19 protein-coding genes are annotated in these 25,320 nt (G+C 62.2%); 14 read left to right on the forward strand and 5 right to left on the reverse strand.

What is annotated here, in order from left to right:
• The first annotated feature begins 14 nt into the window (after positions 1-14).
• Together KVG91_RS15545 and KVG91_RS15550 are read left to right on the forward strand one after the other, a co-directional pair.
• A complete protein-coding gene (locus KVG91_RS15545; RefSeq protein ID WP_169376329.1) occupies positions 15-713 on the forward strand; it encodes a DUF4123 domain-containing protein in 699 nt (232 codons plus the stop codon).
• A 73-nt stretch (positions 714-786) separates the two neighbouring features.
• Positions 787-1,623 carry a 23S rRNA (adenine(2030)-N(6))-methyltransferase RlmJ gene (locus KVG91_RS15550; protein WP_169376328.1) on the forward strand — a complete coding sequence of 279 codons (837 nt, stop codon included), beginning with the start codon at positions 787-789 and terminating at the stop codon, positions 1,621-1,623.
• A 152-nt stretch (positions 1,624-1,775) separates the two neighbouring features.
• Here KVG91_RS15550 and msrA read toward each other — a convergent pair whose 3' ends face one another.
• The 4 genes from msrA to aceE form a co-directional block, all read right to left on the reverse strand.
• Entirely contained in the window at positions 1,776-2,423 is a 648-nt protein-coding gene (msrA, locus tag KVG91_RS15555; RefSeq protein ID WP_169376327.1) for a peptide-methionine (S)-S-oxide reductase MsrA, read from the reverse strand.
• A 73-nt stretch (positions 2,424-2,496) separates the two neighbouring features.
• Positions 2,497-5,181, reverse strand: coding sequence for a putative bifunctional diguanylate cyclase/phosphodiesterase (locus KVG91_RS15560; protein ID WP_169376326.1), 2,685 nt, complete (start codon positions 5,179-5,181; stop codon positions 2,497-2,499).
• Between the two features lie 316 nt (positions 5,182-5,497).
• Positions 5,498-7,153, reverse strand: a complete 1,656-nt coding sequence (gene aceF / locus KVG91_RS15565) for a dihydrolipoyllysine-residue acetyltransferase (RefSeq protein WP_169376325.1) — start codon at positions 7,151-7,153, stop codon at positions 5,498-5,500.
• An 11-nt stretch (positions 7,154-7,164) separates the two neighbouring features.
• Positions 7,165-9,810 (reverse strand): pyruvate dehydrogenase (acetyl-transferring), homodimeric type, encoded by a 2,646-nt coding sequence (gene aceE / locus KVG91_RS15570; RefSeq protein ID WP_169376324.1) that lies wholly within the window; start codon positions 9,808-9,810, stop codon positions 7,165-7,167.
• Positions 9,811-10,193: 383 nt separating this feature from the next.
• Between aceE and glnE the strand changes: the two genes are divergently transcribed.
• From glnE to KVG91_RS15630, 12 genes are all read left to right on the forward strand, one after another.
• The gene (glnE, locus tag KVG91_RS15575) at positions 10,194-13,133 is read left to right on the forward strand and encodes a bifunctional [glutamate--ammonia ligase]-adenylyl-L-tyrosine phosphorylase/[glutamate--ammonia-ligase] adenylyltransferase (protein ID WP_217894897.1); all 2,940 of its coding nucleotides are present in this window, start codon (positions 10,194-10,196) and stop codon (positions 13,131-13,133) included.
• A 218-nt stretch (positions 13,134-13,351) separates the two neighbouring features.
• The gene (gene waaF / locus KVG91_RS15580; protein WP_169377150.1) at positions 13,352-14,386 is read left to right on the forward strand and encodes a lipopolysaccharide heptosyltransferase II; all 1,035 of its coding nucleotides are present in this window, start codon (positions 13,352-13,354) and stop codon (positions 14,384-14,386) included.
• Between the two features lies 1 nt (position 14,387).
• Positions 14,388-15,449, forward strand: coding sequence for a lipopolysaccharide heptosyltransferase I (gene waaC / locus KVG91_RS15585; RefSeq protein WP_169377149.1), 1,062 nt, complete (start codon positions 14,388-14,390; stop codon positions 15,447-15,449).
• A complete protein-coding gene (locus KVG91_RS15590; RefSeq protein ID WP_169377148.1) occupies positions 15,449-16,573 on the forward strand; it encodes a glycosyltransferase family 4 protein in 1,125 nt (374 codons plus the stop codon). The genes waaC and KVG91_RS15590 overlap by 1 nt, the downstream gene beginning before the upstream one ends.
• Entirely contained in the window at positions 16,570-17,376 is an 807-nt protein-coding gene (gene rfaP / locus KVG91_RS15595) for a lipopolysaccharide core heptose(I) kinase RfaP (RefSeq protein ID WP_169377147.1), read from the forward strand. The genes KVG91_RS15590 and rfaP overlap by 4 nt, the downstream gene beginning before the upstream one ends.
• On the forward strand, positions 17,376-18,110 hold the full coding sequence (locus KVG91_RS15600) for a lipopolysaccharide kinase InaA family protein (RefSeq protein ID WP_169377146.1): 735 nt from the start codon (positions 17,376-17,378) through the stop codon (positions 18,108-18,110). The genes rfaP and KVG91_RS15600 overlap by 1 nt, the downstream gene beginning before the upstream one ends.
• Positions 18,107-18,862, forward strand: coding sequence for a lipopolysaccharide kinase InaA family protein (locus KVG91_RS15605; protein ID WP_169377145.1), 756 nt, complete (start codon positions 18,107-18,109; stop codon positions 18,860-18,862). Before KVG91_RS15600 ends, KVG91_RS15605 begins: the two co-directional genes overlap by 4 nt.
• Entirely contained in the window at positions 18,862-20,304 is a 1,443-nt protein-coding gene (locus tag KVG91_RS15610; RefSeq protein ID WP_169377144.1) for a lipopolysaccharide kinase InaA family protein, read from the forward strand. The genes KVG91_RS15605 and KVG91_RS15610 overlap by 1 nt, the downstream gene beginning before the upstream one ends.
• 315 nt (positions 20,305-20,619) lie before the next feature.
• Positions 20,620-21,597: a sugar ABC transporter substrate-binding protein gene (locus tag KVG91_RS15615; RefSeq protein WP_169377143.1), complete on the forward strand. Its 978-nt coding sequence runs from the start codon at positions 20,620-20,622 to the stop codon at positions 21,595-21,597.
• Positions 21,597-23,120: a sugar ABC transporter ATP-binding protein gene (locus KVG91_RS15620; protein WP_169377142.1), complete on the forward strand. Its 1,524-nt coding sequence runs from the start codon at positions 21,597-21,599 to the stop codon at positions 23,118-23,120. Before KVG91_RS15615 ends, KVG91_RS15620 begins: the two co-directional genes overlap by 1 nt.
• A complete protein-coding gene (locus KVG91_RS15625; protein ID WP_169377141.1) occupies positions 23,113-24,063 on the forward strand; it encodes an ABC transporter permease in 951 nt (316 codons plus the stop codon). The genes KVG91_RS15620 and KVG91_RS15625 overlap by 8 nt, the downstream gene beginning before the upstream one ends.
• Complete coding sequence (locus KVG91_RS15630; RefSeq protein ID WP_169377140.1) at positions 24,060-24,986, forward strand: ABC transporter permease; 927 nt, start codon at positions 24,060-24,062, stop codon at positions 24,984-24,986. The genes KVG91_RS15625 and KVG91_RS15630 overlap by 4 nt, the downstream gene beginning before the upstream one ends.
• Before the next feature lie 6 nt (positions 24,987-24,992).
• On the opposite strand, the gene KVG91_RS15635 is transcribed toward KVG91_RS15630, so the two are convergent.
• Complete coding sequence (locus KVG91_RS15635) at positions 24,993-25,262, reverse strand: hypothetical protein (RefSeq protein WP_178115176.1); 270 nt, start codon at positions 25,260-25,262, stop codon at positions 24,993-24,995.
• Positions 25,263-25,320 lie beyond the last annotated feature (58 nt).

The raw sequence follows: 25,320 nt of genomic DNA on the forward strand, positions 1-25,320 counted from the left end.
GGAGCCTTATGCCGATGCATCAACCTATGCCTGGTGAACAGATCTTCGCGGTACTGGGCGCCGCCAGCGACGCCAAGCCCTTGCAGGCTTGGCGGGCACTTGCCGCCGCAGCCGCGCCGCAGCCTGTCTGGGCCGGCACGTCTTATGCGACATGGGATGAGGTGATGCCCTATGTGGGCATCGTCGAGCCGGGCAGCCCTTTCCTGGAATGGGCCGCCTCCACTGAAGCAACGGACTGGGGTTGGCTGGGCATGTCTACCAGCCCGTTGGAGGTGGTGGTCGCACACCTGCAAAGCCTGACCAAGGTGATTTTGCCCGATGGCCAGGAAGTGTTTTTGCGTTTCTGGGACGGCGCCCAGATGCTGCCGATCCTCCGGCGGTTGGGGGATGACATGGGCGAGGTGTTGCCGGTGTTCCAGCGTTATGTGATCAACGGCCAGACGTTGACCGTTGCGACTGGCCCGTTCACCGCCGCCAAGGCAAGCCCATGGTGGCGCGTGCCTGCAGCGTTACTCGAGCACCTGGCCGAGCAATCGCCACAGACCCTTGTCGGTAACCTGCTGCAATGGCTCGAAGAGCAGCGCCCCGATCTGTATACGGCGTTCACGTCGGCGACCTTGCGGCACAAGATCGCCTACTTCGTGCGTAGCCGCGAGATCGGCCATCAGGCGTTGGCCGACTACCTGGCTTCAGAGCTGGGTGGATCCACATAAACACCGCCCGGCACGCCGCCATGCACCTTTGCTCGTGTAGAAGGTAAACTTCGCCTCCTGCGCAGGAGCAACCATGAATTATCGTCACGCCTTTCACGCCGGCAACCACGCCGATGTCTTCAAACACCTGACCTTGACCCGTCTCATCGCCTTGATGTCGCGCAAGGAGCAGCCGTTCGCCTACCTGGACACCCACGCCGGCATCGGCCTGTATGATCTGCAGGGCGACCAGGCCAACCGCACCGGTGAATACCTGGAAGGCATCGCGCGGCTATGGGGGCAAAGCGACCTACCGCCGCTGACCGCCGATTACATGCGTGTGCTGCATGAGATGAACCCGGAGGGTGAGTTGCGCTACTACCCCGGCTCGCCGGAGTTGGCGCGACGCCTTACCCGCCCGCAGGACCGTGTGCTGCTCAATGAAAAGCATCCGGAAGACGGCGTGCTGCTCAAGGACAACATGAAAGGCGACCGTCGCGTCAAAGTGCACCTGGGCGAAGGCTGGCATGTGCCGCGCGCCTTGCTGCCGGTGCCGGAAAAGCGCGCGCTGATGCTGATCGACCCACCGTTCGAGAAGCTCGACGAAATGCAACGCTGTGCGGCGTCCCTCAAAGAGGCGGTCAGCCGGATGCGCCAGACCGTCGCGGCCATCTGGTACCCGGTAAAGGATCAGCGCCTGTTGCGCCGTTTCTACCAGGACCTGGCCGGCACCGGCGCGCCGAAGTTGCTGCGTGTGGAATTGCTGGTACACCCGCTGGACACGCCCAACACCCTGACCGGCTCGGGCCTGGCGATCGCCAACCCGCCGTGGGGCCTGGAAGAGGAATTGCGCGAGCTGTTGCCGTGGCTGTCCAAGAAACTGGGGCAAACCCAGGGTGGGTGGCAGATGGATTGGTTGATCGCTGAGTAGTCAACTCTCAAGCCAAGCACAGAACCAGATGTGGGAGCTGGCTTGCCTGCGATAGCATCACCGAGGTGTGACTGATACACCGAGGTGCCTGCATCGCGGGCAAGCCCAGCTCCCACACAAGCCCGCTCCCACATGTTGAATTGTGCTGGCCTTCAGATCGGGCAGGTCACGCCTGTTCCGCCGATCCCGCAGTAGCCCTGTGGATTCTTCGCCAGGTACTGCTGGTGATATGTCTCGGCGAAGTACACCGTCGGCGCTTCGTCGATTTCAGTGGTGATCTCGCCCAGGCCGGCTTTGGTCAGTTCTTGCTGATAAGCGTCGGCACTGGCCCTGGCGGCTACCAGTTGCTCCGGCGTGGTCGCGTAGATCACCGAGCGGTACTGGCTGCCAATATCGTTGCCCTGGCGCATGCCCTGGGTCGGGTTGTGCAGTTCCCAGAACATCTTCAACAAATCTTCGTATTTCACCTTGGCCTGGTCATACACCACCAGCACCACTTCGCTATGGCCGGTCAGGCCCGAGCAGACTTCTTCATAGGTCGGGTTCGGCGTGTAGCCGCCGGCATAACCCACCACGGTGCTGACCACGCCGTCGCGTTCCCAGAACTTGCGTTCCGCGCCCCAGAAGCAACCCAGGCCGAAGATGGCGAAGCCGACATCGTCGGTAAAAGGGCCGAGCAGCGGGTTACCGTTGACGAAGTGAGTCTCTGGCAATGCCATCGGGGTTTCACGGCCAGGCAACGCTTGTTCTTGAGTAGGCAGCACGTTTTTGTTCACCAGAATTTCCGAGCGCAAGACCATGATCAGTCCTCCCAGTCAGAGTTGAGTTAGGTATGGAATCCGACCGCCAGTGTGCCCGAGTGTTGCCGCGCTGTCAGGCGATTGGCCCGCGCGGGTAGCGTTTAAGCTTCTCGAGCAGCTCTGCGCCGGGGATCGGCCGGTCGAACAGATAACCCTGGCCCACGTCGCAACGGTGCCGGCGCAGGAAGGCCAGTTGCTCGGCGGTCTCGATGCCTTCGGCCACGACCTTGAGCTTGAGGTTGTGGGCCATGGCAATCACGGCAGAGGTGATTTCCATGTCGTCCTGGTTGTCCGGGATTTCGTGGATGAAGCTGCGATCGATCTTGATGATGTCGATGGGGAATTTTTTCAAATAGCTCAGCGACGAGTAACCGGTGCCGAAGTCATCCATCGCCAGGGTCAGGCCAAAGCTCTTCAGTTGATCCAGTTGCAGGCGTGTGTCCTCGGTGGCTTCCAGCAGCAAGCCTTCGGTCAGCTCCAGCTCCAGCAGATTGGCGGGCAGTTGTTCTTCCTTGAGGATGGTGGCAATCGAGGCCACCAGGTCCGGGTCGGAGAACTGCTTGGGTGACAGGTTGATCGCCACCTGCAAGTTGCCCATGCCGCCGGCGCTCAGTTGCTTGCTCATGCGGCAGGCCTGGCGCGCGATCCATTTGCCGATGGGGATGATCAGGCCGGTTTCTTCAGCCACGCTGATGAACTGGTCGGGGCGGATCATGCCCTTTTCCGGGTGGTTCCAGCGCAGCAGTGCTTCCATGCCCAGCAGGCGGCCGCTGCGCAGGCACAGCTTGGGCTGGTAGAACACGTCCAGTTCGTTCTGGGTGAGGGCGCGGCGCAGGTTGTTCTCGACGAACAGCTTGTAGCTGGCCTCGGCGTTCAGCGCCTCGGTGAACACCTGTACCTGGTGTTTGCCGTTGGCCTTGGCCTTGTGCAAGGCCAGGCCGGCGTTACGCATCAGGGTCTGCGGGTCGCGGCCATGCAATGGCGCGCAGGCCAGGCCCACGGAGCCGGTGACGCTGATCAATTGGTTGTCGACGAACATCGGTTTGTCGAGGGTCGCCAGCAACTGGCTGGCCACCTGTTGGCCGCTTTCCAGGTCGGTGTCATCGAGCAATACCGCGAATTCGTTACTGGCAAACCGCGCCAGGCTGCCCCCGGTGCTCAGGCTGTTACGCAGGCGGCGGGCCAGGCTGATCAGCAGCTTGTCGCCGGTCTGGTGGCCAAGGCTGTCGTTGATGCGCTTGAAGTTGTCGATGTCCACCAGTAACAAGCTGATAGGGCTGTCACTGTCACGGGCAAAGCGCTCATCGAGGTTGCGGATGAACGCCGGTCGGTTGCCCAGGTTGGTCAGGTTGTCGGTGTAGGCCAGTCGCTCAATGCGCTGTTGGGCCAGCTTGGCCTGGGTGATGTCTTCGTAGATGCCGATGTAGTGCGTCAGCTCGCGGTTGTCGCCATACACCTTGGAAATCGACAACTGGCCCCAGTAGGGTTCCAGGTTTTTGCGCCGACTCTTGAACTCACCTTGCCAGCTGTTGCTTTTGGCCAGTGCCGAAGGCGCGTCGAACAGCAGCTCGCTGAGGTTCTCCAAGGCCGGCAGCTGTGCCAGACGGTGACCGTGAACTTCTTCGGCGCTGTACTGGGTGATGGCGGTAAAGCTCGGGTTGACGTACTCCACCACGCCGTCGCAGTTGACCAGCAGAAAGGCGTTGGCACTTTGTTCCACGGCACGCTGGAACAGGTGCAAGGCGCTGGTGGCGGTACGCCGGTTGTGGTTGTTGATGACCTGTGCGAACTGATCGGCCAGCTCGCCGGCAAAGGCAATTTCGTCGGCCTGCCAGGCACGTGTGCTGCCGCTTTGCTCCAGGCACAGGACGCCGACGACCTGGCCGTCGACACGGATGCTCGCGTCGAGCATGGCGTGGACGTCTTTGTTCTCGGCCATTTCGCGCGTGCGCGGGTCGCGCAAGGCGTTGGTGGCGTCGATGGCTCGGCTGGTGTGCAAGGCTTCCAGGTAATCGGGGAAGCAGCTGGCGTCAATCGGCTCGGGCAGGTGGTGCTGCTGATCGTCGCGGTGATAGGCCGAGATTGGCACCAGGCGCTGATCCTCAAGGTTCCAGATGCTCGCGCAGTCGATCTGGTAGACATCGCAGGCGCTACGGGTGATCAGCTCGGCGGCTTCCTGCAGCGAATTGTTGATGGTGTAGCGCTGGCGGGCCAGCAGCAGGATCAGCTCCTGCTGGGCGCGCACCCGCTCCAGGTGCTGCAGTTGTTCCTGCTGCGCACGCTGGTTGAGTTCCAGGGCGATTTGCAGGCGACTGTTCTGGTTTTCCAGCTCTTCGGTAGGCGCGGCGGCGGGGATCTCGCTGAACAGGCCATCGACCACCATCAGGTAGCCGCGCAACAGGTGGCGATTGTGTTGTTTGTAGGCTTCGCCCATTTCCAGCAGGCTCAGCGGGCCGTCGCTGGTGTGCAGGGTATAGCGCACCAGGTAGTGAGGGCTCAGGGTCAGTTGCTGCTGGATGGTGTCGTGCAGTTGATGGCGCGCCTGGGGTTCCATCAGGCTGGCGTAGGGCGTACCGAGCAGGGCGCACAGCTCGACCGCCGGCAGGCCGAATTGGCGCTCGCAATTGGGGTCGAGGTAAAGCAGGGCCCAGCTTGCCTCATTAAGCCGCTCGAAACGCAGCATACCGAGGCGCGAAGGCACCGGTAACTGCGTCACTACCTCGGCCGCCATTCGGGCGACATCGGGTTGGCTTTTCATGGGGGAGACTCACTTGAAATTACGCGCACTGCGCCGGGCTCACGCCCTCTTTTCTGTTGCCTGCGGCAAGGTTGCATCATGCGGCGCGGGCTGACAAGAGAGGATGAAGGCTAAGTGCTATAAGGGGGGTATCGGCTGCGGAAGGGATTTCTATAGTCGAGATGATGGAAGGTGTACAAACCTGTCTTGTGTGTCCAGCTTTGTCCACGAAAACAGACAAAAAAAGCCCGGCCAAGTGGCCGGGTTGAGGTACGAGCGTGGCGCTCGGAAATCGGTGCAACCAGGCCTCCCCGGTCAAAAGGAGGCCTGTTGGTGCTTACAGCAGGATGGTGCGGATGTCGTTCAGCAGCTGGCTCAGGCGCTGGGTGAAGCGCGCGGCAGCGGCACCGTTGATCACACGGTGGTCGTAGGACAACGACAGCGGCAGCATCAGCTTCGGTTGGAACGCTTTACCGTCCCACACCGGCTGGATAGTGGCCTTGGACACACCCAGTATCGCCACTTCCGGCGCGTTGACGATTGGCGTGAAGCCAGTGCCGCCAATGTGGCCGAGGCTGGAGATGGTGAAGCACGCACCTTGCATATCGTCTGCGGTGAGCTTTTTGTCACGGGCTTTGGCAGCCAGTGCAGCCGCTTCGGCAGCCAGTTGCAGCAGGCTTTTCTGGTCGACGTTCTTGATGACCGGTACCAGCAGGCCATCCGGGGTGTCGACGGCAAAGCCGATGTGTACGTATTTCTTGCGAATGATCGCCTTGCCGCTCGGCGCCAGCGAACTGTTGAAGTCCGGCAGTTCCTTGAGCAGGTGCGCACAGGCCTTGAGCAGCAGTGGCAGCACGGTCAGTTTCACGCCGGCCTTCTCGGCCACGGCTTTCTGCGCAACGCGGAAAGCTTCCAGGTCGGTAATGTCGGCCTGGTCGAACTGGGTCACGTGCGGAATGTTCAGCCAGCTGCGGTGCAGGCTCGACGCGCCGATTTGCATCAGGCGGGTCATCGGCACTTCTTCGGTTTCGCCGAAGCGGCTGAAGTCTACGACCGGGATCGGCGGAATGCCCGAACCACCGGTAGCCGCGCCGCCGGCCGGTGCTTCCTTGGCCTTCTGCATCATGGCCTTGACGTAGACCTGCACGTCTTCCTTCAGCACGCGACCGTGCGGGCCGGTGGCCGACACAGCGTTGAGCTCGACGCCGAATTCACGGGCCAGCTGGCGCACTGCAGGACCTGCGTGAACCTTGGCACCGCTTGGCGCAGGGGCGGCAGCGGCAGGGGCCGCAGCGGCCTCGGTTTTTGCGGCAGGTGCAGGGGCGGCAGCGGCCGGAGCAGCTTCAGCCTTGGCGGCAGGCGCCGCGGCCGGTGCTGGAGCGGCGGCTGGTGCAGCGCCTTGTACTTTCAGCTTGAGGATGAAGTCACCGGTGCCGACTTCGTCTTCCAGCTTGACCGCGATGCTCTCCACCACGCCGGCAGCCGGCGATGGGATTTCCATGGAGGCCTTGTCGGACTCCAGGGTAATCAGCGACTGGTCGGCTTCGACGGTGTCGCCGACCTTGACCAGCAACTCGATGATCTTGGCCTTGCCCGACGAGCCGATGTCTGGGACGTGAATGTCCTGGACGGTGGCGGCGGCCGGTGCGGCGGCCGGGGCTGCAGGAGCCTCGGCAGCAGCGGCAGGCTTTTCAGCCGCCGGCGCCGGCGCTGGCGCTTCAGTGGCAGCGGGAGCCGCCTTGGGTGCCGCATCGGCGGCACCTTCGATTTCCAGCTCAAGCAGTTCGTCGCCTTCTTTCAGGCGGTCGCCCAGCTTTACTTTCAGGCTTTTGACCACGCCGGCCTTGGGAGCAGGGATTTCCATGCTCGCCTTGTCCGATTCCAGGGTCAGGATGCTCTGGTCGGCTTCGACGGTGTCGCCGACCTTCACAAACAGCTCGATTACTTCACCTTCACCGCTGCCGATGTCAGGTACGCGAATGAGTTCGCTCACAAAAAGTCTCCTCAGCAGTCCAGTGGGTTGCGTTTTTCCGGGTTGATCCCGAACTTGACGATGGCATCGGCCACCACCTTGGGTTCGATCTCACCACGGTCAGCCAAGGCTTCCAGGGCTGCCAACACCACGAAGTGACGGTCGACTTCAAAGAAGTGACGCAGCTTCTTGCGGCTGTCACTGCGGCCGAAACCGTCGGTGCCCAGGACTTTGAATTCCTTGGACGGGACCCACTGGCGAATTTGTTCAGCAAACAGCTTCATGTAGTCGGTGGAGGCAATGACCGGACCTTTACGGCCGTTCAGGCACTCTTCGACGTAGCTCAGTTGTGGCTTCTGGCCTGGGTGCAGGCGGTTGTTGCGCTCAACGGCCAGGCCGTCACGACGCAGTTCGTTGAAGCTGGTGACGCTCCACACGTCGGCGCCGACGTTGAACTCGTCGCGCAGGATCTTCGCCGCTTCACGCACTTCACGCAGGATGGTGCCGGAGCCCATCAGCTGTACGTGGTGCGCCGCTTCCTTGGTGTCTTCTTCGAGCAGGTACATGCCCTTGATGATGCCTTCTTCCACGCCGGCCGGCATGGCTGGCTGCTGGTAGGACTCGTTCATCACGGTGATGTAGTAGAAAACGTCCTGCTGCTCTTCGGTCATCTTCTTCATGCCGTCCTGGATGATCACCGCCAGCTCGTAGCCGTAGGTTGGATCAAAGGTGCGGCAGTTCGGGATGGTGGCGGCCAGGATGTGGCTGTGACCGTCTTCGTGTTGCAGGCCTTCGCCGTTCAGCGTGGTGCGACCGGCGGTACCGCCGATCAGGAAGCCACGGGTACGGCTGTCGCCTGCTGCCCATGCCAAGTCGCCAATGCGCTGGAAACCGAACATCGAGTAGAAGATGTAGAACGGCAGCATCGGCTGGTTGTGGCTGGAGTACGACGTACCGGCAGCGATGAAGGAGCTCATGGCGCCCGCTTCGTTGATGCCTTCTTCGAGGATCTGGCCCTTCTTGTCTTCCTTGTAGAACATCACCTGGTCTTTATCGACCGGGTCGTAGAGCTGACCGACGGAGGAGTAGATGCCCAACTGACGGAACATGCCTTCCATACCGAAGGTACGGGCTTCGTCCGGGATGATCGGCACGATGCGCGAACCGATTTCCTTGTCCTTGACCAGCTGCGCGAGGATCCGCACGAAGGCCATGGTGGTGGAGATTTCACGGTCGCCGGAGCCGTCCAGGATAGCCTTGAGGGTATCGAGCGGCGGGGTCGGAATGCTCACGCTCTTGGCGCGGCGCTGTGGCACGAAACCGCCCAGTGCATTACGGCGCTCGGCCAGGTAACGGGCCTCGGCGCTGTTCGGCTCAGGCTTGAAGAACGGCAGGTTTTCCAGCTCTTCGTCCTTGACCGGGATGTCGAAGCGGTCGCGGAACAACTTCAAACTGTCGACATCGACTTTCTTGGTGTTGTGCGCGGTGTTTTTCGCTTCGCCGGCACCGGTGCCATAACCTTTGATGGTCTTGGCCAGGATGACAGTCGGTTGTTCCTTGTGGTTGACCGCTTCGTGGTATGCCGCGTAGACCTTGTACGGGTCGTGGCCGCCACGGTTGAGCTTCCAGATCTCGTCGTCGGACAGGTCGGCAACCATCGCCTTGAGTTCAGGCGTGTTGAAGAAGTGTTCACGCACGAACGCGCCGTCTTTGGCCTTGTAGTTCTGGTATTCGCCGTCGATGACTTCGTCCATGCGACGTTGCAGGATACCGTCGACGTCCTTGGCCAGCAGTGGGTCCCAGAAGCGGCCCCAGATGACCTTGGTCACGTTCCAGTGAGCGCCACGGAACACGCCTTCGAGTTCCTGGATGATCTTGCCGTTGCCGCGAACCGGGCCGTCGAGGCGCTGCAGGTTGCAGTTGATGACGAAGATCAGGTTGTCCAGTTTCTCGCGGCCGGCCAGGGAGATGGCGCCCAGGGATTCCGGCTCGTCACACTCGCCGTCGCCCAGGAAACACCAGACTTTCTGCTTGCCTTCCGGGATGAAACCGCGGGCCTCCAGGTACTTCATGAAGCGTGCCTGATAGATCGCTTGAATTGGACCCAGACCCATGGAAACGGTCGGGAACTGCCAGAAGTCCGGCATCAGCCAAGGGTGCGGGTAAGACGACAGGCCGCCCCCGTCGACTTCCTGGCGGAAGTTGTTCATCTGGTCTTCGGTGATGCGGCCTTCCATGAACGCACGGGCGTAGACGCCTGGCGAGGTGTGGCCCTGGAAGTAGATCAGGTCGCCGCCGTGTTCGTCGGTCGGGGCCTGGAAGAAGTAGTTGAAACCGATGTCATACAGGGTTGCGCTGGAAGCGAAGCTGGAGATGTGACCGCCCAGGTCAGAATCTTTCAAGTTCGTGCGCATTACCATCGCCATGGCGTTCCAGCGTACCAGCGAGCGAATGCGGCGTTCCATGAACAGGTCGCCAGGCATGCGTGCTTCGTGGGTAACGGGGATGGTGTTGCGGTATGGCGTAGTGATGGCGTAGGGCAGTTGCGAGCCGCTGCGGGTCGCGAGTTCGCCCATACGGGTCATCAGGTAGTGAGCACGGTCTTCGCCTTCTTTGTCGAGAACCGATTCCAGGGCGTCCAGCCATTCCTGGGTTTCGACGGGATCGAGGTCTTGCATGGCTTGCTCCAGGGCGGAAAGGCTACCAGAATCGGTTGCCTGAAGTTTGCGACTGGCCTTGTGGGCAGACGACATAAATTCTTGGATGGCCGAAGGTTGCTTCGGCGTCCTGTAGTTTTACTACAAATCGTCGGCCATTTCAGCCTTTCGAATGTATATACGAGTAGTAAAACTACACAAGACTGAGCGTATGGCTCGGTCTGGCTGGTGAGCATAATCGTTATTGTTGATCTTTTGCGAACAAGAAAAGGTAGATGTTTAATGTTCACTGCCAACAACCATGATTTTTCAGCTATTTATAACCTTTGTTCGACAGTCTTGCCTGTAGCGCCGTTAACACGTGCACAGCAACACGCCATTTACGCGCCGATCAAGGATAGACCATGAGCCTGCCAACACTGGCCGAACTGCCAGCCATTCTCTTGCCAAAAGCCCAGCGGGCCGAGCAGTCATTTCGTGACGCCGTGGCCGCGCTGGAAGAAGATAATGGACTTTCTAAGTGGACGTCGCAACGGTGGGCCGAGTTTGCCCGCGTGTGCGCCGCCAGTGATTTCGTCATTGAACAGAGCCTTCGTGACCCTTTGATGTTGCTTGAGCTGGTGGCCCGGGGCGAGCTTGATCGTGGCTTCGCACCCGGCGAGCTGTGCGGGCAGGTGGCTGGCGCCGTGCAACAAGCCGAAACAGAAGATGAACTGGGTCGTGTGTTGCGTCGCCAGCGTACCCGCCAGCAAGTGCGGATTATCTGGCGCGACCTGACCCGTCAGGCAGACCTGGTGCAAACCTGCCGCGATCTGTCCGACATGGCCGATGCCAGCATCGACCAGGCCTACCAGTGGCTGTACCAGCGCCACTGCGTGCAGTTCGGCACGCCTACCGGCCGGCGCAGCGGCGAGGCGCAGCACATGGTGATCCTCGGCATGGGCAAGCTCGGTGCGGTGGAGCTGAACCTGTCGTCGGATATCGACCTGATCTTCGCTTACCCCGAAGGCGGCGAGACGGTCGGCGTGAAACGGTCCCTGGACAACCAGGAGTTTTTTATCCGGCTTGGTCAAAAACTGATCAAGGCTCTTGACCCGATGACCGTCGACGGCTTCGTGTTCCGCGTCGACATGCGCCTGCGCCCCTACGGTTCGGCCGGTGCGCTGGTGCTCAGCTTCAACGCGCTGGAGCAGTATTACCAGGACCAGGGCCGTGACTGGGAACGCTACGCCATGATCAAGGCGCGCGTGGTGGCGGGCGACCAAGTGGCGGGTGCGCAGTTGCTCGACATGCTGCGACCGTTCGTCTACCGCCGTTACCTGGACTTCTCTGCCATCGAAGCGCTGCGCACCATGAAGCAGTTGATCCAGCAGGAAGTGCGGCGCAAGGGCATGGCCGACAATATCAAGCTGGGCTCGGGCGGCATCCGCGAAGTGGAATTTATCGCCCAGGCGTTCCAGTTGATCCACGGCGGCCGCGACCTGAGCCTGCAGCAGCGGCCGCTGCTTAAGGTGCTCGGCACCCTGGAAGGCCAGGGCTACCTGCCGCCGGCGGTGATTGCCGAACTGCGCAACGGTTATGAATTCCTGCGCTACACCGAGCACGCGATCCAGGCGATTGCCGACCGCCAGACGCAAATGCTCCCGGACAGTCCGGAAGACCAGGCGCGCATTGCCTTTATGCTCGGGTTCGCCGACTGGGCCGCGTTCCACGAACGGCTGATGCACTGGCGCGGCCGGGTCGACTGGCATTTCCGCCAGGTGATCGCCGATCCGGATGAAGAAGAAGGCGAAGAAAGCGAACTGGTCGTGGGCGGTGAGTGGTTGCCGCTGTGGGAAGAATCCCAGGATGACGAGGCGGCCTGCCGCCAACTGGCCGAAGGGGGGTTCACCGACGCAACTAAGGCCCTCAAGGCGTTGGCCGGCCTGCGCAACAGCCCGCAACTGCGTGCCATGCAGCGCCTGGGACGCGAACGCCTGGACGCATTTATCCCGCGTCTGCTCGCCCAGGCGGTCGAACACGCCAACCCCGATCTGGTGCTGGAACGCGTGCTGCCGCTGGTGGAAGCCGTCGCCCGGCGGTCCGCCTACCTGGTACTGCTCACGGAAAACCCTGATGCTCTGCGCCGGCTTTTAACCCTATGCGCCGCCAGCCCGTGGATCGCCGAGCAGATCACGCGCTTTCCGCTGTTGCTCGACGAGCTGCTCAACGAAGGTCGTCTGTTCAAGCCACCCTTGGCGCCTGAGCTGGCGGCGGAGCTGCGCGAACGCCTCACGCGCATCCCCGAGGACGACCTCGAGCAGCAAATGGAAGCCTTGCGTCATTTCAAGCTGGCCCACCGCCTGCGCGTGGCGGCTTCGGAAATCGCCGGCAGCCTGGCGCTGATGAAAGTCAGCGACTACCTCACCTGGCTTGCCGAAGCCATTCTCGAACAAGTGCTGGCCCTGGCCTGGCGCCAGACCGTTGCGCGGCATGGCGCGCCGCAACGGTTGGACGGCACCCTGTGTGATCCCGGGTTCATCATTGTCGGCTACGGAAAAGTCGGCGGGATCGAACTGGGGCATGGTTCGGACCTGGACCTGGTATTTATCCACGACGGCGACCCACAGGCCGAAACCGATGGCGCCAAGCCGATTGACGGCGCGCAGTTCTTCACCCGTCTGGGCCAGCGCATCATTCACCTGCTGACCACCCAGACCAACTCGGGTCAGTTGTACGAAGTCGACATGCGCCTGCGACCTTCCGGCGCCTCCGGGCTGTTGGTCAGTTCGCTCGGCGCGTTCGATCGCTATCAGCACAATGAAGCCTGGACCTGGGAACATCAGGCCCTGGTCCGTGCCCGGGTGCTGGTGGGCAGCCAGGATGTGGGCCGGGCGTTTGAGCACGTCCGCGCCAAAGTGCTGGGGCGGCAACGGGCCCTGGCGAAGCTGCGCCAGGAGGTCAGCGAGATGCGCGCCAAGATGCGTGACAACCTGGGGACCAAGGCCACGGCGGCCGGCACCGGCGCCAATGCCTTCGAAGCCACGGCGGCGTTCGACCTCAAGCAGGACGCCGGAGGTATCGTCGATATTGAATTTATGGTGCAATACGCGGCTTTGGCGTGGTCTGCGCAACATCCATCGCTGCTGCGCTACACCGACAATATCCGCATCCTGGAAGGCCTGGAGCAGGTGGGCTTGATGCCTGCCGCCGATGCCCATCTGCTGCGCGAGGTGTACAAGGCCTATCGGTCCGCCGCGCACCGCCAGGCCTTGCAGAACGAGGCGGGTACGGTGACAGGGGATCAGTTTGCCGATGAACGGCGGCAGGTGATGCGCATCTGGAAGGAACTGGGTTTAAATTGAAACGCGATTAAATGTGGGAGCGGGCTTGTGTGGGAGCTGGCTTGCCTGCGATTGCATCACCTCGGTATGACAGATACTCCGAGGCGTCTGCATCGCGGGCAAGCCCGGCTCCCACACAAGCCCGCTCCCGCACAAAGCTGTTACCGGGCCAACCGCGACCTACAGTAATCATCGAGGCGGGGAGGCATAAGCCTCCCCGTATCGTTTGTGGAAACTACATGAATATTCTGATCGTTGGGCCCAGTTGGGTCGGTGACATGGTAATGGCGCAGACACTGTTTCAGTGCCTGCGCATGCGCTATCCGGATTGCCAGATCGACGTGCTCGCCCCCGAGTGGAGCCGACCGATCCTTGAGCGCATGCCCGAAGTTCGCCAGGCCTTGAGCTTCCCGCTCGGCCACGGTGCCCTCGAGCTGGCGACCCGCCGGCGCATCGGCAAATCCCTGGCCGGCCAGTACGACCAGGCGATCCTGTTGCCCAATTCCCTCAAGTCGGCGCTGGTGCCGTATTTTGCCGGCATCCCCAAGCGCACCGGCTGGCGTGGCGAGTTCCGCTACGTGCTGCTCAATGACGTGCGCACGCTGGACAAAAGCCGTTACCCACTGATGATCGAGCGCTTCATGGCCCTGGCCTATGAGCCGGGCGCCGAGTTGCCCAAGCCATATCCGCGCCCGAGCCTGCGGATCGACCCGGTCAGCCGCGACGCCGCGCTGGCCAAGTTTGGCCTGGCGCTGGATCGTCCGGTGCTGGCGCTGTGCCCGGGGGCTGAGTTTGGCGAGTCCAAACGTTGGCCGGCGGAGCACTACGCCCTGGTGGCCGAGGCCAGAATCCGCGAAGGCTGGCAGGTGTGGTTGTTTGGTTCGAAAAAAGACCATCCGGTGGGTGAAGAGATTCGCCAGCGCCTGATTCCCGGCCTGCGCGAAGAAGCGGTCAACCTCAGCGGCGACACCTCGCTCGCCGAGGCCATCGACCTGCTGTCCTGTGCCGATTCGGTGGTGTCCAACGACTCCGGCCTGATGCATGTCGCCGCCGCGCTGAACCGCCCATTGGTTGCCGTATATGGCTCGACGTCGCCTGGGTTCACGCCGCCATTGGCCGATCAGGTCGAAGTGGTGCGCCTGGGCCTGGATTGCAGCCCGTGTTTCGATCGCACCTGCCGGTTCGGTCACTACAACTGCATGCGCCAGTTGTTGCCGCAGCCGGTGAACGAAGCCTTGCAGCGGTTGCAGGGCTCTGTGGTCGAGGTCCGTTAGTTTGCGCGTCCTGGTAATCAAGACCTCATCCCTGGGCGACGTGATCCATGCCTTGCCGGCACTGACCGACGCGGCCCGGGCGATCCCCGGCATTCAATTCGACTGGGTGGTGGAAGAGGGCTTCGCCGAAATTCCCACCTGGCACCCGGCGGTGGACAAGGTGATCCCGGTGGCGATCCGGCGCTGGCGCAAAAACCTCTGGCAAACCCTCAAGAGCGGCGAGTGGCGACGCTTCAAGCAGCGCATCCAGTCGACCAAATACGACTTGGTGATCGATGCCCAGGGCCTGCTCAAAAGCGCCTGGCTGACCCGTTACGTGCGTGCCCCCGTCGCCGGTTTTGACAAACAGTCGGCGCGTGAACCGATCGCCGCGCGTTTCTACTCGCGGCGCCTGGCCGTGGCGCGCGGGCAGCATGCGGTGGAGCGCTTGCGCCAATTGTTCGCCGTGGCGCTGGGTTATGACTTGCCCAAAGGCCTGGGCGACTACGGCCTGAGCGTCGACAAGCTGCTGGGCCTGCCGCCGAAAAAGCCCTTCGTGCTGCTGCTGCACGGCACCACCTGGGACACCAAACATTGGCCCGAAGCCTACTGGCGCGAGCTGGCCGAACGCATGGGACGCCTGGGCGTGGAGGTGAAACTGCCGTGGGGCAATGCCGACGAAAAAGCCCGCGCCGAACGCCTGGCCCAAGGCCTGCCGCATGCCGAAGTGCTGCCCAAGCTGAACCTGGCCGGTGTCGCCCGTGTATTGGCCGGCGCCCGCGCCTGCGTGGCGGTGGATACCGGTCTTGGCCACTTGGCCGCGGCGCTGGACGTGCCGACCATTTCCCTGTTCGGCCCCACCAACCCCGGCCTCACCGGCGCCTACGGCAAGGGCCAGATCCACCTGGCCAGCGACTGGCCTTGCGCGCCGTGTCTGCAAAAACACTGTACCTATCAACCGACGGCCGACGACCTGCGTCGGTTCGACGTCAAGCGCGAGTCGCCCCTGTGCTTCACGCGCCTGAACCCTGAGCGTGTGGCAAGCCGACTGAGCACGTTGTTACTGGCTGAGGAGCTGCACTGATGCAACTGGCTTTTGTGTTGTACAAATACTTTCCCTTCGGTGGCCTGCAGCGTGACTTCATGCGCATCGCCCTGGAGTGCCAGCAGCGCGGTCACCGGATTCGTGTCTATACGCTGATCTGGGAAGGCGACATCCCGCCCGGCTTCGAAGTGCTGGTGGCGCCGGTCAAGGCGTTCTTCAACCACCGGCGCAACGAGAAACTCAGCGCCTGGATGCAAGCCGACCTGGCCAAGCGCCCGGTGGACCGCCTGATCGGCTTCAACAAAATGCCCGGCCTGGACGTGTACTACGCCGCCGACGGTTGCTTTGAAGACAAGGCCCAGAACCTGCGCCACTCGCTGTACAAAAGCTTTGGCCGCTATCGCCACTTTGCCGAGTACGAGCGCGCGGTGTTCGCCAAGGACGCCAAGACCGAAATCCTGATGATCTCCCAAGTGCAGCAGCCGTTGTTCATCAAGCACTACGACACACCGCTGCAACGCTTTCACCTGCTCCCGCCAGGCATTGCCCAGGACCGTCGCGCGCCGCCGAATGCGGCCGAGATTCGCCAGGGTTTCCGCAAGGAATTCAACCTCGGCGATGACGACCTGCTGCTGGTGCAAATCGGCTCCGGCTTCAAGACCAAAGGCGTCGACCGCAGCCTGAAAGCCGTGGCGGCATTACCGGCGGAACTCAAGAAACGCACACGCCTGTTTGTAATCGGCCAGGACGACCCCAAGGTATTCCAATTGCAAAGCGCCACGCTGGGCCTGGGGGATAACGTGCAGTTCCTTAAGGGCCGCAGCGATATCCCGCGTTTCCTGTTGGGCGCCGACCTGTTGATCCACCCGGCGTATAACGAAAACACCGGTACCGTATTGCTCGAGGCCCTGGTGGCCGGTTTGCCGGTGCTGGTCTCGGCCGTGTGTGGTTATGCCCATTACATTGCCGAGGCCGACAGTGGCCTGGTGCTGGATGAGCCGTTCGAACAAACGCAGCTCAACGCGTACCTGGCGAATATGCTCACCGACACTGCACAGCGCGCGGCCTGGAGCCGCAATGGGTTGGCCTTCGCCGAGACGGCCGACCTCTACAGCATGCCGCAGCACGCGGCGGATGTGATTCTGGCGGAGCCAAAACGATGAAGTTGATTCTTGCCGAACCGTTCAAGACGTTATGGGCCGGGCTTGATGCCTTTGCCGAAGTCGAGAAACTGCAAGGCCAGGTATTCCGTGAGCTGGCGGCGCGTCGCACATTGCGCACCGAGGTCGATGGCCGCCCGTATTTCGTGAAAATCCACCGCGGCATCGGTTGGGCGGAAATCTTCAAGAACCTGGTCACCGCCAAGTTGCCGGTGCTGGGTGCCGGCCTGGAGTGGGATGCCATCCACCGCTTGCAGGAACTGGGCGTGCCCACCATGACCGGCGTGGCCTTCGGCGAAAAGGGCAGCAACCCGGCGGACCAGCACTCGTTCATCATCACCGAAGAACTGGCGCCGACCATCAGCCTGGAAGACCTGACCGTCAACTGGGCGGCCGAACCGCCTGCGCCCGCGCTGCGCCATGCGCTCACCGCGGAGTTGGCGCGTATGGTCGGCGACATGCACCGAGGTGGCGTGAACCACCGCGATTGCTACCTGTGCCACTTCCTGCTGGACATCGCCAAGCCCATCAACGCCAGCGACATCAAGCTGTCGGTGATTGACTTGCACCGTGCCCAGTTGCGCGCCCGTTTGCCGCTGCGCTGGCGCGACAAGGACCTGTCGGCGCTGTATTACTCGGCGCTGGATATCGGCGTGACCCGTCGCGACAAACTGCGCTTTCTCAAGGGCTACTTCCGCCAGCCGCTGCGTCAGATCCTGGCCGAGCAGTCGGCGTCGTTGAGCCTGATGCAACGCAAGGCCGACAAGCTCTATGCGCGCAAGCAACGCTACGGGGATGCGATCTGATGGCGGGTTGGATCCTGGAACCTGCGTACGCGAACCTGGCGGATGATTTTGGCAGCCTTGAAGCGGTGTTCGCCCTGCAAGGCGAGCGGCTGACCCGCGACCCGCTGTCGGAAGTGATCCGCGTGGAGCGCGGCGGGGTCAATTACTACGTCAAGCGCTACGTCGGCGCCGGCAAGGGCTTGCGGCGTTACCTGGGCAAGCCGCGGGTCAAGTCCGAATGGCAGAACCTCAAGCGGTTTGCCAAGTGGGGCATTCCCACGGCTGATGTGGTTGCCTGGGGCCTGGAGCGCAAGGGCCTGGCCTACGACCGTGGCGCCATGATCACCCGCGAATTGCCCAGAACAGAGGACCTTTCGGTGCTGGCCGAGCGTCACGATGCACGCCTGCGCGACCCCAAGTGGGTCAATGCGGTGAGCCGCCAGCTCGCCGAATATACCCGCACGATGCACGATCATCGCTTTACCCATAACGACTTGAAGTGGCGCAACCTGCTGATCGACGATCAGGCGACGCTGTACCTGATCGATTGCCCCAATGGCGATTTCTGGCGCGGTTTCTGGCTCAAGTACCGCATCACCAAAGACCTGGCCTGCCTGGACAAGGTGGCCAAGTATCACTTGTCCGCCACCCAGCGCCTGCGTTTCTACATGCAGTACCGTCAGCGCCGGCACCTCAGTGCCGCAGACAAACAGCGTATTCGCCATGTGGTGAAGTTTTTCGAGGGACGTGAATGAGTGATGATTTCCTGGCGTCTGAAGACCGTGCGCTGCTGGAGCGCAACGGCCTGGCGACGTTCGACGCCCTGTGGGCCAAGCAACTGGATGCGGTGGATGAGCCCAATACCAGTCGCGGCGGCTGGAGCAGCGTGTTTCGCCTGGAGCTGGACGGCCACGGTTACTACCTCAAGCGCCAGAGCAATTACCTGACGCGCAGCCTGCACCGTCCTTTTGGCGAGCCGAGCTTCTCCCGCGAATTTCGCAACATCAGCCGTTATCGCAAACTCGGTGTCCCGGCGTTGCAAGCGGCGTTCTACGGCAAGCGCAAAGTCGCGGGTGAACACCGCGCGATGCTGCTGACGCGCGCGCTGGACGGCTGGAACGACCTGGATTCGCTGTTGGAGCAATGGCCTTCGCTGAGCGATGCCCAGCACCGTGCGATCCTGCTGGCCTGCGGTCAACTTGCGCAACGGCTGCACAGCGTCGGCCAAGTGCATGGCTGTTTTTACCCCAAGCATATTTTCCTGCAGGCGACCGGCGACGGTTATGCCGCGCAGTTGATCGACCTGGAAAAAACTCGCCCGCTGCTGTTCGGCTGGCGGGATCGGGTCAAGGATCTGGAGCCGTTGTTGCGTCGCGCGCCCCAATGGTCCGATGCGCAGGTGCGCCAACTCTTGGCGGCGTATCTGCAGCAGCCTGCGGACGGTACGCTGGTCGACACCTGGTTCCAGCGCCTGAACGCCCGTCGTAGCCACAAGGAGAACCGTTGATGCGTTTGTCTGAGCTGAAAACCGCCGGTCGCACTCCGGATCTGCCCCTGACCCTTGAGCTGGCCGATGCGGCGGGCCCGGGTCAATTGCAACTGCTGAGCCTGCTGCGCGTACTGCCGGGCGAGCGCTACGTGGGCGCAGCGGTGTGGCGCGGGCGTCCGGTGCTGGCCAAGTTGCTGGTAGGCGGCAAGGCTGCGCGACATTTTCAGCGTGAACTCAGCGGTGTTCGGCTGCTCGCCGAGCAAGGCCTGACCACGCCGTTGCTGTTGGCCGATGGCTTGCAGGAAGGCGAGGGCGGCTGGCTGCTGTTCGAATTTATCGAAGGCGCCGAAAGCCTGGCCGATGCCTGGCATGCCGTCGAAAACCTGCCGCCGCTGGCCGATGAGCAAACGGCGGTGCTCGCCCAAGCGCTGGGCGCGATCGCCCAGATGCACACCAAAGGCTTGTGGCAGGAGGACCTGCACCTGGACAACCTGCTGCGTCAGGACGGCAAACTGTACCTGATCGATGGCGCCGGGATTCGTGTGGAAGAGGCGGGCAAGCCCCTGTCACGCAACCGCGTATTGGAAAACCTCGGAGTGTTTTTCGCCCAGTTGCCGAAGAACCTCGAAGCGTTTACCGAAGAGTTGCTGGTGTACTACCTGCTCGGCAACGGCGAACACGCCTTGCCGCTGCAAGCGTTGGAAAAACAGGTGCGCAAAGTCAGTGCTTGGCGCCTGAAGGATTTTCTCAACAAGGTCGGCCGTGAATGCACCCTGTTCAGCGTGCAGCGCGGGCCGTTTGCGCTGCGTTCCATCCGTCGCGAGGAAGAAGCCGCGATGCTGCCGGTGCTTGATCAGGCTGATGCGTTGCTCGAGCAGGGCCATCTGTTCAAGACCGGTGGGGCCGCCACGGTGGCCAAGGCCGAAGTGGCAGGGCGCTCATTGGTGCTCAAACGCTACAACATCAAGGGGATCGCCCATTGGCTCAAGCGCTTCTGGCGTCCGAGCCGCGCCTGGCATTCCTGGCGCGAAGGCAATCGCCTGAGTTTCCTTGGCATCGCCACGCCCAAGCCGCTGGCGGTGCTGGAAAAGCGCTTTTTCTGGCTACGCGGCCGCGCCTACTTGGTGACCGAACTCATCACCGGGCCGGACATCATCGAGCGCTTCGCGCCCTTTGTCGACAAGGGTGACGCGCCGGAAAACGAACTGCTGGCCCTGGATCATTTGTTTGCCGAACTGATCCGCGAACGCATCAGTCATGGTGATCTCAAGGGGCACAACCTGTTCTGGGACAAGGATCGCTGGTCGCTGATCGACCTCGACGCCATGCGCCAGCACAGCTCCGATGCCAGCTTCGCCCCGGCGTTTGCCAAGGATCGGGCGCGGTTCATGCGCAACTGGCCTGAAAGCAGCGCGTTGTACCAACTGATCGATCAGCGCCTGCCCCGACAGATCGCCTGAATCTTGCCGGCGTGCACATTATGTAGTGAGCGGGCTTGCCCCGCGCTGGGCCGCGAAGCGGCCCCTGAACCAGGCTACTCGGTTCTGGGCGGAACTCGGCGGTGTCTTTATTGGGGCGGCTTCGCCACCCAGCGCGGGGCAAGCCCGCTCACTACAGTGTTGCGTGGGCAACAGTGATTGGGCAGTTGTGCTTGGGAACGACAGTCTGTTTTCGTCAGTGGTTTGCATCTTGCTGATTTAACTGGATAAAAAAACTGGCATGAGCGCTGCATTGCCACTGGGTGAACCCTTTCACCGGTGGCTCAGGAGCCCTGTATGCCTTCCAGCCTTTTCACGCTTTCCCGTTTGATCTGCCTCGGCGCTCTGTTGCTGGGCGGCACAGCCCACGCCGCCGACGGCGATGATGCCGTGCCGTCCCTGGCCGGCAAACGTATCGCTGTGAGCATGACCGGTACCAGTCATTATTTCGACATCAAGGCGTTTCAGGCCCAGGTCGATGAGATCAAGCGCCTGGGCGGTACACCCATCACGCTTGATGCCGGACGCAATGACAAGAACCTGGTCACCCAGCTGCAAACCGTGGTCACCCAGAAGCCCGATGCGGTGATCCAGACCCTTGGCACCCTCAGCGTGATCGACCCCTGGCTCAAGCGCATCAGCAAAGCCGGCATTCCGTTGTTCACCATCGATGCCCCGTCGCAATACAGCCTCAACAACACCACCTCGGATAACGTCGCCACCGGCAAGGCATTGGCCGATCAGTTGATCAAGGATGCCGGCGGCAAGGGCAAGATCCTGGTGTTCAACGGTTTCTATGGCGTGCCGGTGTGCGCGATCCGTTATGACCAGTTGAAGCTGGCGCTCAAGGATTACCCACAGCTGGAAATCATCCAGCCCGAGCTGCGCGACGTGATCCCCAATACCGTGCAGGACGCTTACTCCCAGGTCTCGGCACTGCTCAACAAATACCCGGCGGGCAGCGTCTCTGCGATCTGGTCGGCGTGGGACATTCCGCAATTGGGCGCGAGCAAGGCATTGATCGATGCCAAACGCACCGAAATCAAGACCTATGGCGTTGACGGCACCCCTGAAGTGCTGGCCCTGGTCGGCCAGGCGAACTCACCGGTCGGTGCAGTCGTGGCGCAACAGCCGGCACTGATCGGCAAGACCGCCGTGCAGAACGTTGCGCGCTATTTGGCTGGGCAACGTGACTTGCCCAGGGAAACCCATGTGGCCACATTGCTGACCACCGCCGGCAACCTGGCGCAGGTCCAGCAACTGCGGGGTGACTGATGACGGCGTTGCACTTGCAGAACCTGCACAAGCGCTTTGGCGCCACGTTGGCGCTGAATGATGCGAGCCTCAAGGTCGAGCGTGGCACCATCCATGGGTTGGTGGGCGAGAACGGCGCCGGTAAGTCGACCTTGATCAAGGTGCTGGCCGGCATCCACAAGGCGGACGCCGGGCAAGTGAGTATCGGCGGTCAAACGTATGGCGCCTTGTCACCGCGCCAGGTCGACGCATTGGGGGTGCAGTTCATCCACCAGGAGCGCCTGTTGCCGGCGAGTTTTACCGTGGGTGAGGCGCTGTTTTTTGGTCATGAATTACGCCGAGGTCCGTTTGTGGACCGGCGTCGGCAGCAGCGCGAGGCGCAGCGTTTGCTGGGGGAGTACTTTGACCTGCAGCTGCCGGCCGGCGCGCTGGTCGGCGAATTGAACAGCGCCGAGCGCCAGGTGCTGCAGATCACGCGGGCCTTGATCCGCCAGCCCAGGATTCTGGTATTCGACGAACCCAGCGTGGCGTTGGTCAAGCGTGAAGTCGACCAGTTGCTGCGCATCGTCAAGCGCCTGCGCGACCAAGGTTTGTCGATTCTGTACATCTCCCATTACCTGCAGGAAATCGACAGCCTGTGCGATGAGGTCACCGTGTTGCGCAATGGTCGGGACGTGGCGGTGGTGCAGCCACGCCATACCTCCAGTGCTGACATTGCGCGGCTGATGGTCAATCGCGAAGTGCAAGACATGTACCCCAAGGCCAAGGTCGAGCTGGGCGGGCCTTTGCTGCAAGTGCGCCGGTTGAGCCTGGCGCGGCGCTATCGGCAGATCGACCTGCACGTGCGGCGCGGTGAAATTGTCGGTCTCACCGGATTGGTGGGTTCGGGCGCCAAGGAGTTGCTCAAGACCCTGTTCGGCGTCGAGCAGGCCGACAGCGGCAGCATTCATCTGAACGGGCGTTTGCTGCGCCTGCATTCGCCGGGCCAGGCGGTTGCCGCAGGGGTTGCCCTGGTGCCGGAAGAGCGGCGCAGCCAGGGGATTTCGCCGCTGTTGTCGGTGTTGGAAAACCTCACGCTGGCGAGCCTTGGCAGGTTCACTCGCTGGGGCCTGTTGAGTCGCGCCAGGGAGCGGGCGGAAAGCGTGCGGCTGATCGATGAGCTGGCGATCAAGACGCCTGGTCCGCAGGCGGCGGTCAGCCAACTCAGCGGCGGCAACCAGCAGAAAGTCGCCTTGGGCAAGTGGCTCAGTCGCCGTTCGGCTGTGTACCTGCTCGATGAACCCTGCGTGGGTGTGGATGTGGGGGCCAAGGTCGAGATCTATCGCGTGATCGGGCGCCTGGTGGAGCAGGGCGCTGCGGTGTTGGTGCTGTCTTCGGATCTGCCTGAGCTGCTGGGCATCAGCGATCGAATCCTGGTGCTGCATCGCGGTGAAATCGCCGGTGAGTTTCGGGCTGGCGAGGCTGACAGCGATCAGTTGCTGGCGTGTGCCACCGGGGCAGTACCGGCGGCCGCTACGTCGGTGCGGGAGGTTGAACATGCTTGAAGCACTGCTGCGGCGTGGGTCGGTGGGCGTATTTCTGGCGATCCTGTTGGGGTTCGCCGTGGCGGCGCCGAACTTCTTGTCGCTGGGCAACCTGGCCAATGTGTTCAGCCAGTCGGCGATCCTGGGGGTGCTGGCTTTTGGGTTGACCTGCGTGATTATCGGCGGTGGTTCGAATGTCGTCGCCGGTGGGCTCGATCTGTCGTTGGCGGCCAACCTGGGGTTGTGTGCGGCGGTGTTCAGCCGCCTCAACAATGCCGGCCTGGAGCTGTGGGTATCGCTGTTGCTGACCCTGGCATGCGGCCTGGGGGTCGGCCTGCTCAATGGGCTGGCCGTGGTGGTGCTGCGTTTGCCGCCGTTGTTGGCGACCCTGGCGAGCATGAACGTGCTGGCCGGGTTGGAACTGGTGCTGACCGAAAACACAGTGGTCTCCACTGACTCGCCGTTGCTGGATCTGCTCAGCGGCGGGACCTGGTTGGGCGTGCCGGCCCTGGCATGGGTGCTGCTGGTGATGGCGGGGCTGCTGACCTTGCTGATCCAGCATTCGCCATACGGGTTGCGCTTGCATGCGGTCGGAGAGTACCCCCAGGCTGCCGAGGCGGCGGGCATTCGTGTGCCCCGCTATGTGTTGTCGAGCTATCTACTGTCGGGGCTGTCTGCCGCCGTGGCCGCGCTGTGTTCGGCGGCTTTTTTCAGCGGCAGCACCACGGGTTCAGGCGATATGCTGTTGTCGGTGGTGGCGATTGCCTTTCTCGGTGTGGTGTTTTCCCGGCGCCTGGTGGCGAGCATTCCGGGCACCTTGCTGGCGGCGCTGTTGATCGGGTTTTTGATCAATGGCTTTCAATTGCTTAACGTTTCGAGCTTTTGGGTCAACGGCGTGCAGGGCGTTTTGATCCTGCTGATCGTCGCGGCGTCCAGCGCATTGAATCGGGGGGCGACGGCATGAGCGCGCGCGCATTATTGCCGCTGACATTGCCACTGGTGTTCACGCTGATCGTCGTGGTGTTTGCGCTGCAGGCGCCGGGCTTTCTCAGTGTCGGCAACCTGCAAAGCCTGTTGCTGAATAACTTTGTGCTGCTGGCGATTGTCGCCATCGGCATGACGTACGCCGTGGCGGCCGGCGGTATCGACCTGTCGGTGGGCACGTCGCTGGATTTCGCCAGTTTCGGCTTTGTGGTGCTGCTCAATGCGGGTCATGGTTGGGCGTTCGCTGCGACAGGCGCGCTGATCGCGGCGCTACTGGTGGGCGTGGTGAATGCAGGCCTTATCGCCGGGCTGCGCATCAGCCCGTTCCTTGCCACCCTGGGCACGTTGTTTATCGGCACCAGCGCCCAGCAATTGCTTTCGGATGGCGGCCAGCCAATCTATATCGTCCAAGGCTTGAAGCCTGAACTCACGGGCCTCACGCCGTTGCTGATTGTCTTGGGGCTGGGGCTGTTCTACGGGCTGGCGCTCGCGCGCGGACGCTTGGGCCGAGAACTGCTGGCTCAGGGCACCCAGCCGCTGCTGGCGTATTACTCAGGGTTGTCGGTGCGACGCATTGTCACCGTGGTTGCCCTGGCGACCGCGCTGGCCTGCGGTGTGGCGGGCGTGCTGCTCGGCTCGACAGTCAGCGCGTACGTGCCGCTGTCCGGCAATGCGTTCTTGCTCAACGCAATTGGCGCGGTCTTCATCGGTACTACGCTGAGTCGACAGGGCCGGGCGAATATTCCCGGGACCCTGCTGGGCGTGCTGTTCATCAACGTCATCGCCAATGGGCTGCTGCTGATTGGCTGGAATTTCTACTGGCAGCAGGTGGCGACCGGCGTGCTGATCTTTGCCGTGTTGACCTTCAGCTTTGCCAGTCGGCGCCTGCTGGAGCGCTATTAGTCGAGGCTATTGCGCGTTGACCAGCGTCGTACGGGTTTTGTATTCGCCTTGGATGACGTCCTGGGTGGTAAAGAAATACCCGTAGTCCTGCAGGTACATGACCGTGCTGGTGGCCTGGTAGCTGTGGGTGGCGCGGCGGATTTTAAGCGGACCGTTGGCAGCGCCGGGCTCGATGAACACGTCAGTGCGCAAGCTGGAAGAGCCCAAGTCGCGCTTCTCCATAAGATGACGCAGAGGCTTGGCTGCCACGGGCATGCCCAATGCGGTGTGTTTCATGTGCGTTCCTTGCAGACTGGAAGTTTGATCAGGCCTTTCGACCGCCCGCATCAGGTTT

The sequence above is a fragment of the Pseudomonas azadiae genome (assembly GCF_019145355.1).
GTDB classification, from domain to species: domain Bacteria; phylum Pseudomonadota; class Gammaproteobacteria; order Pseudomonadales; family Pseudomonadaceae; genus Aquipseudomonas; species Aquipseudomonas azadiae.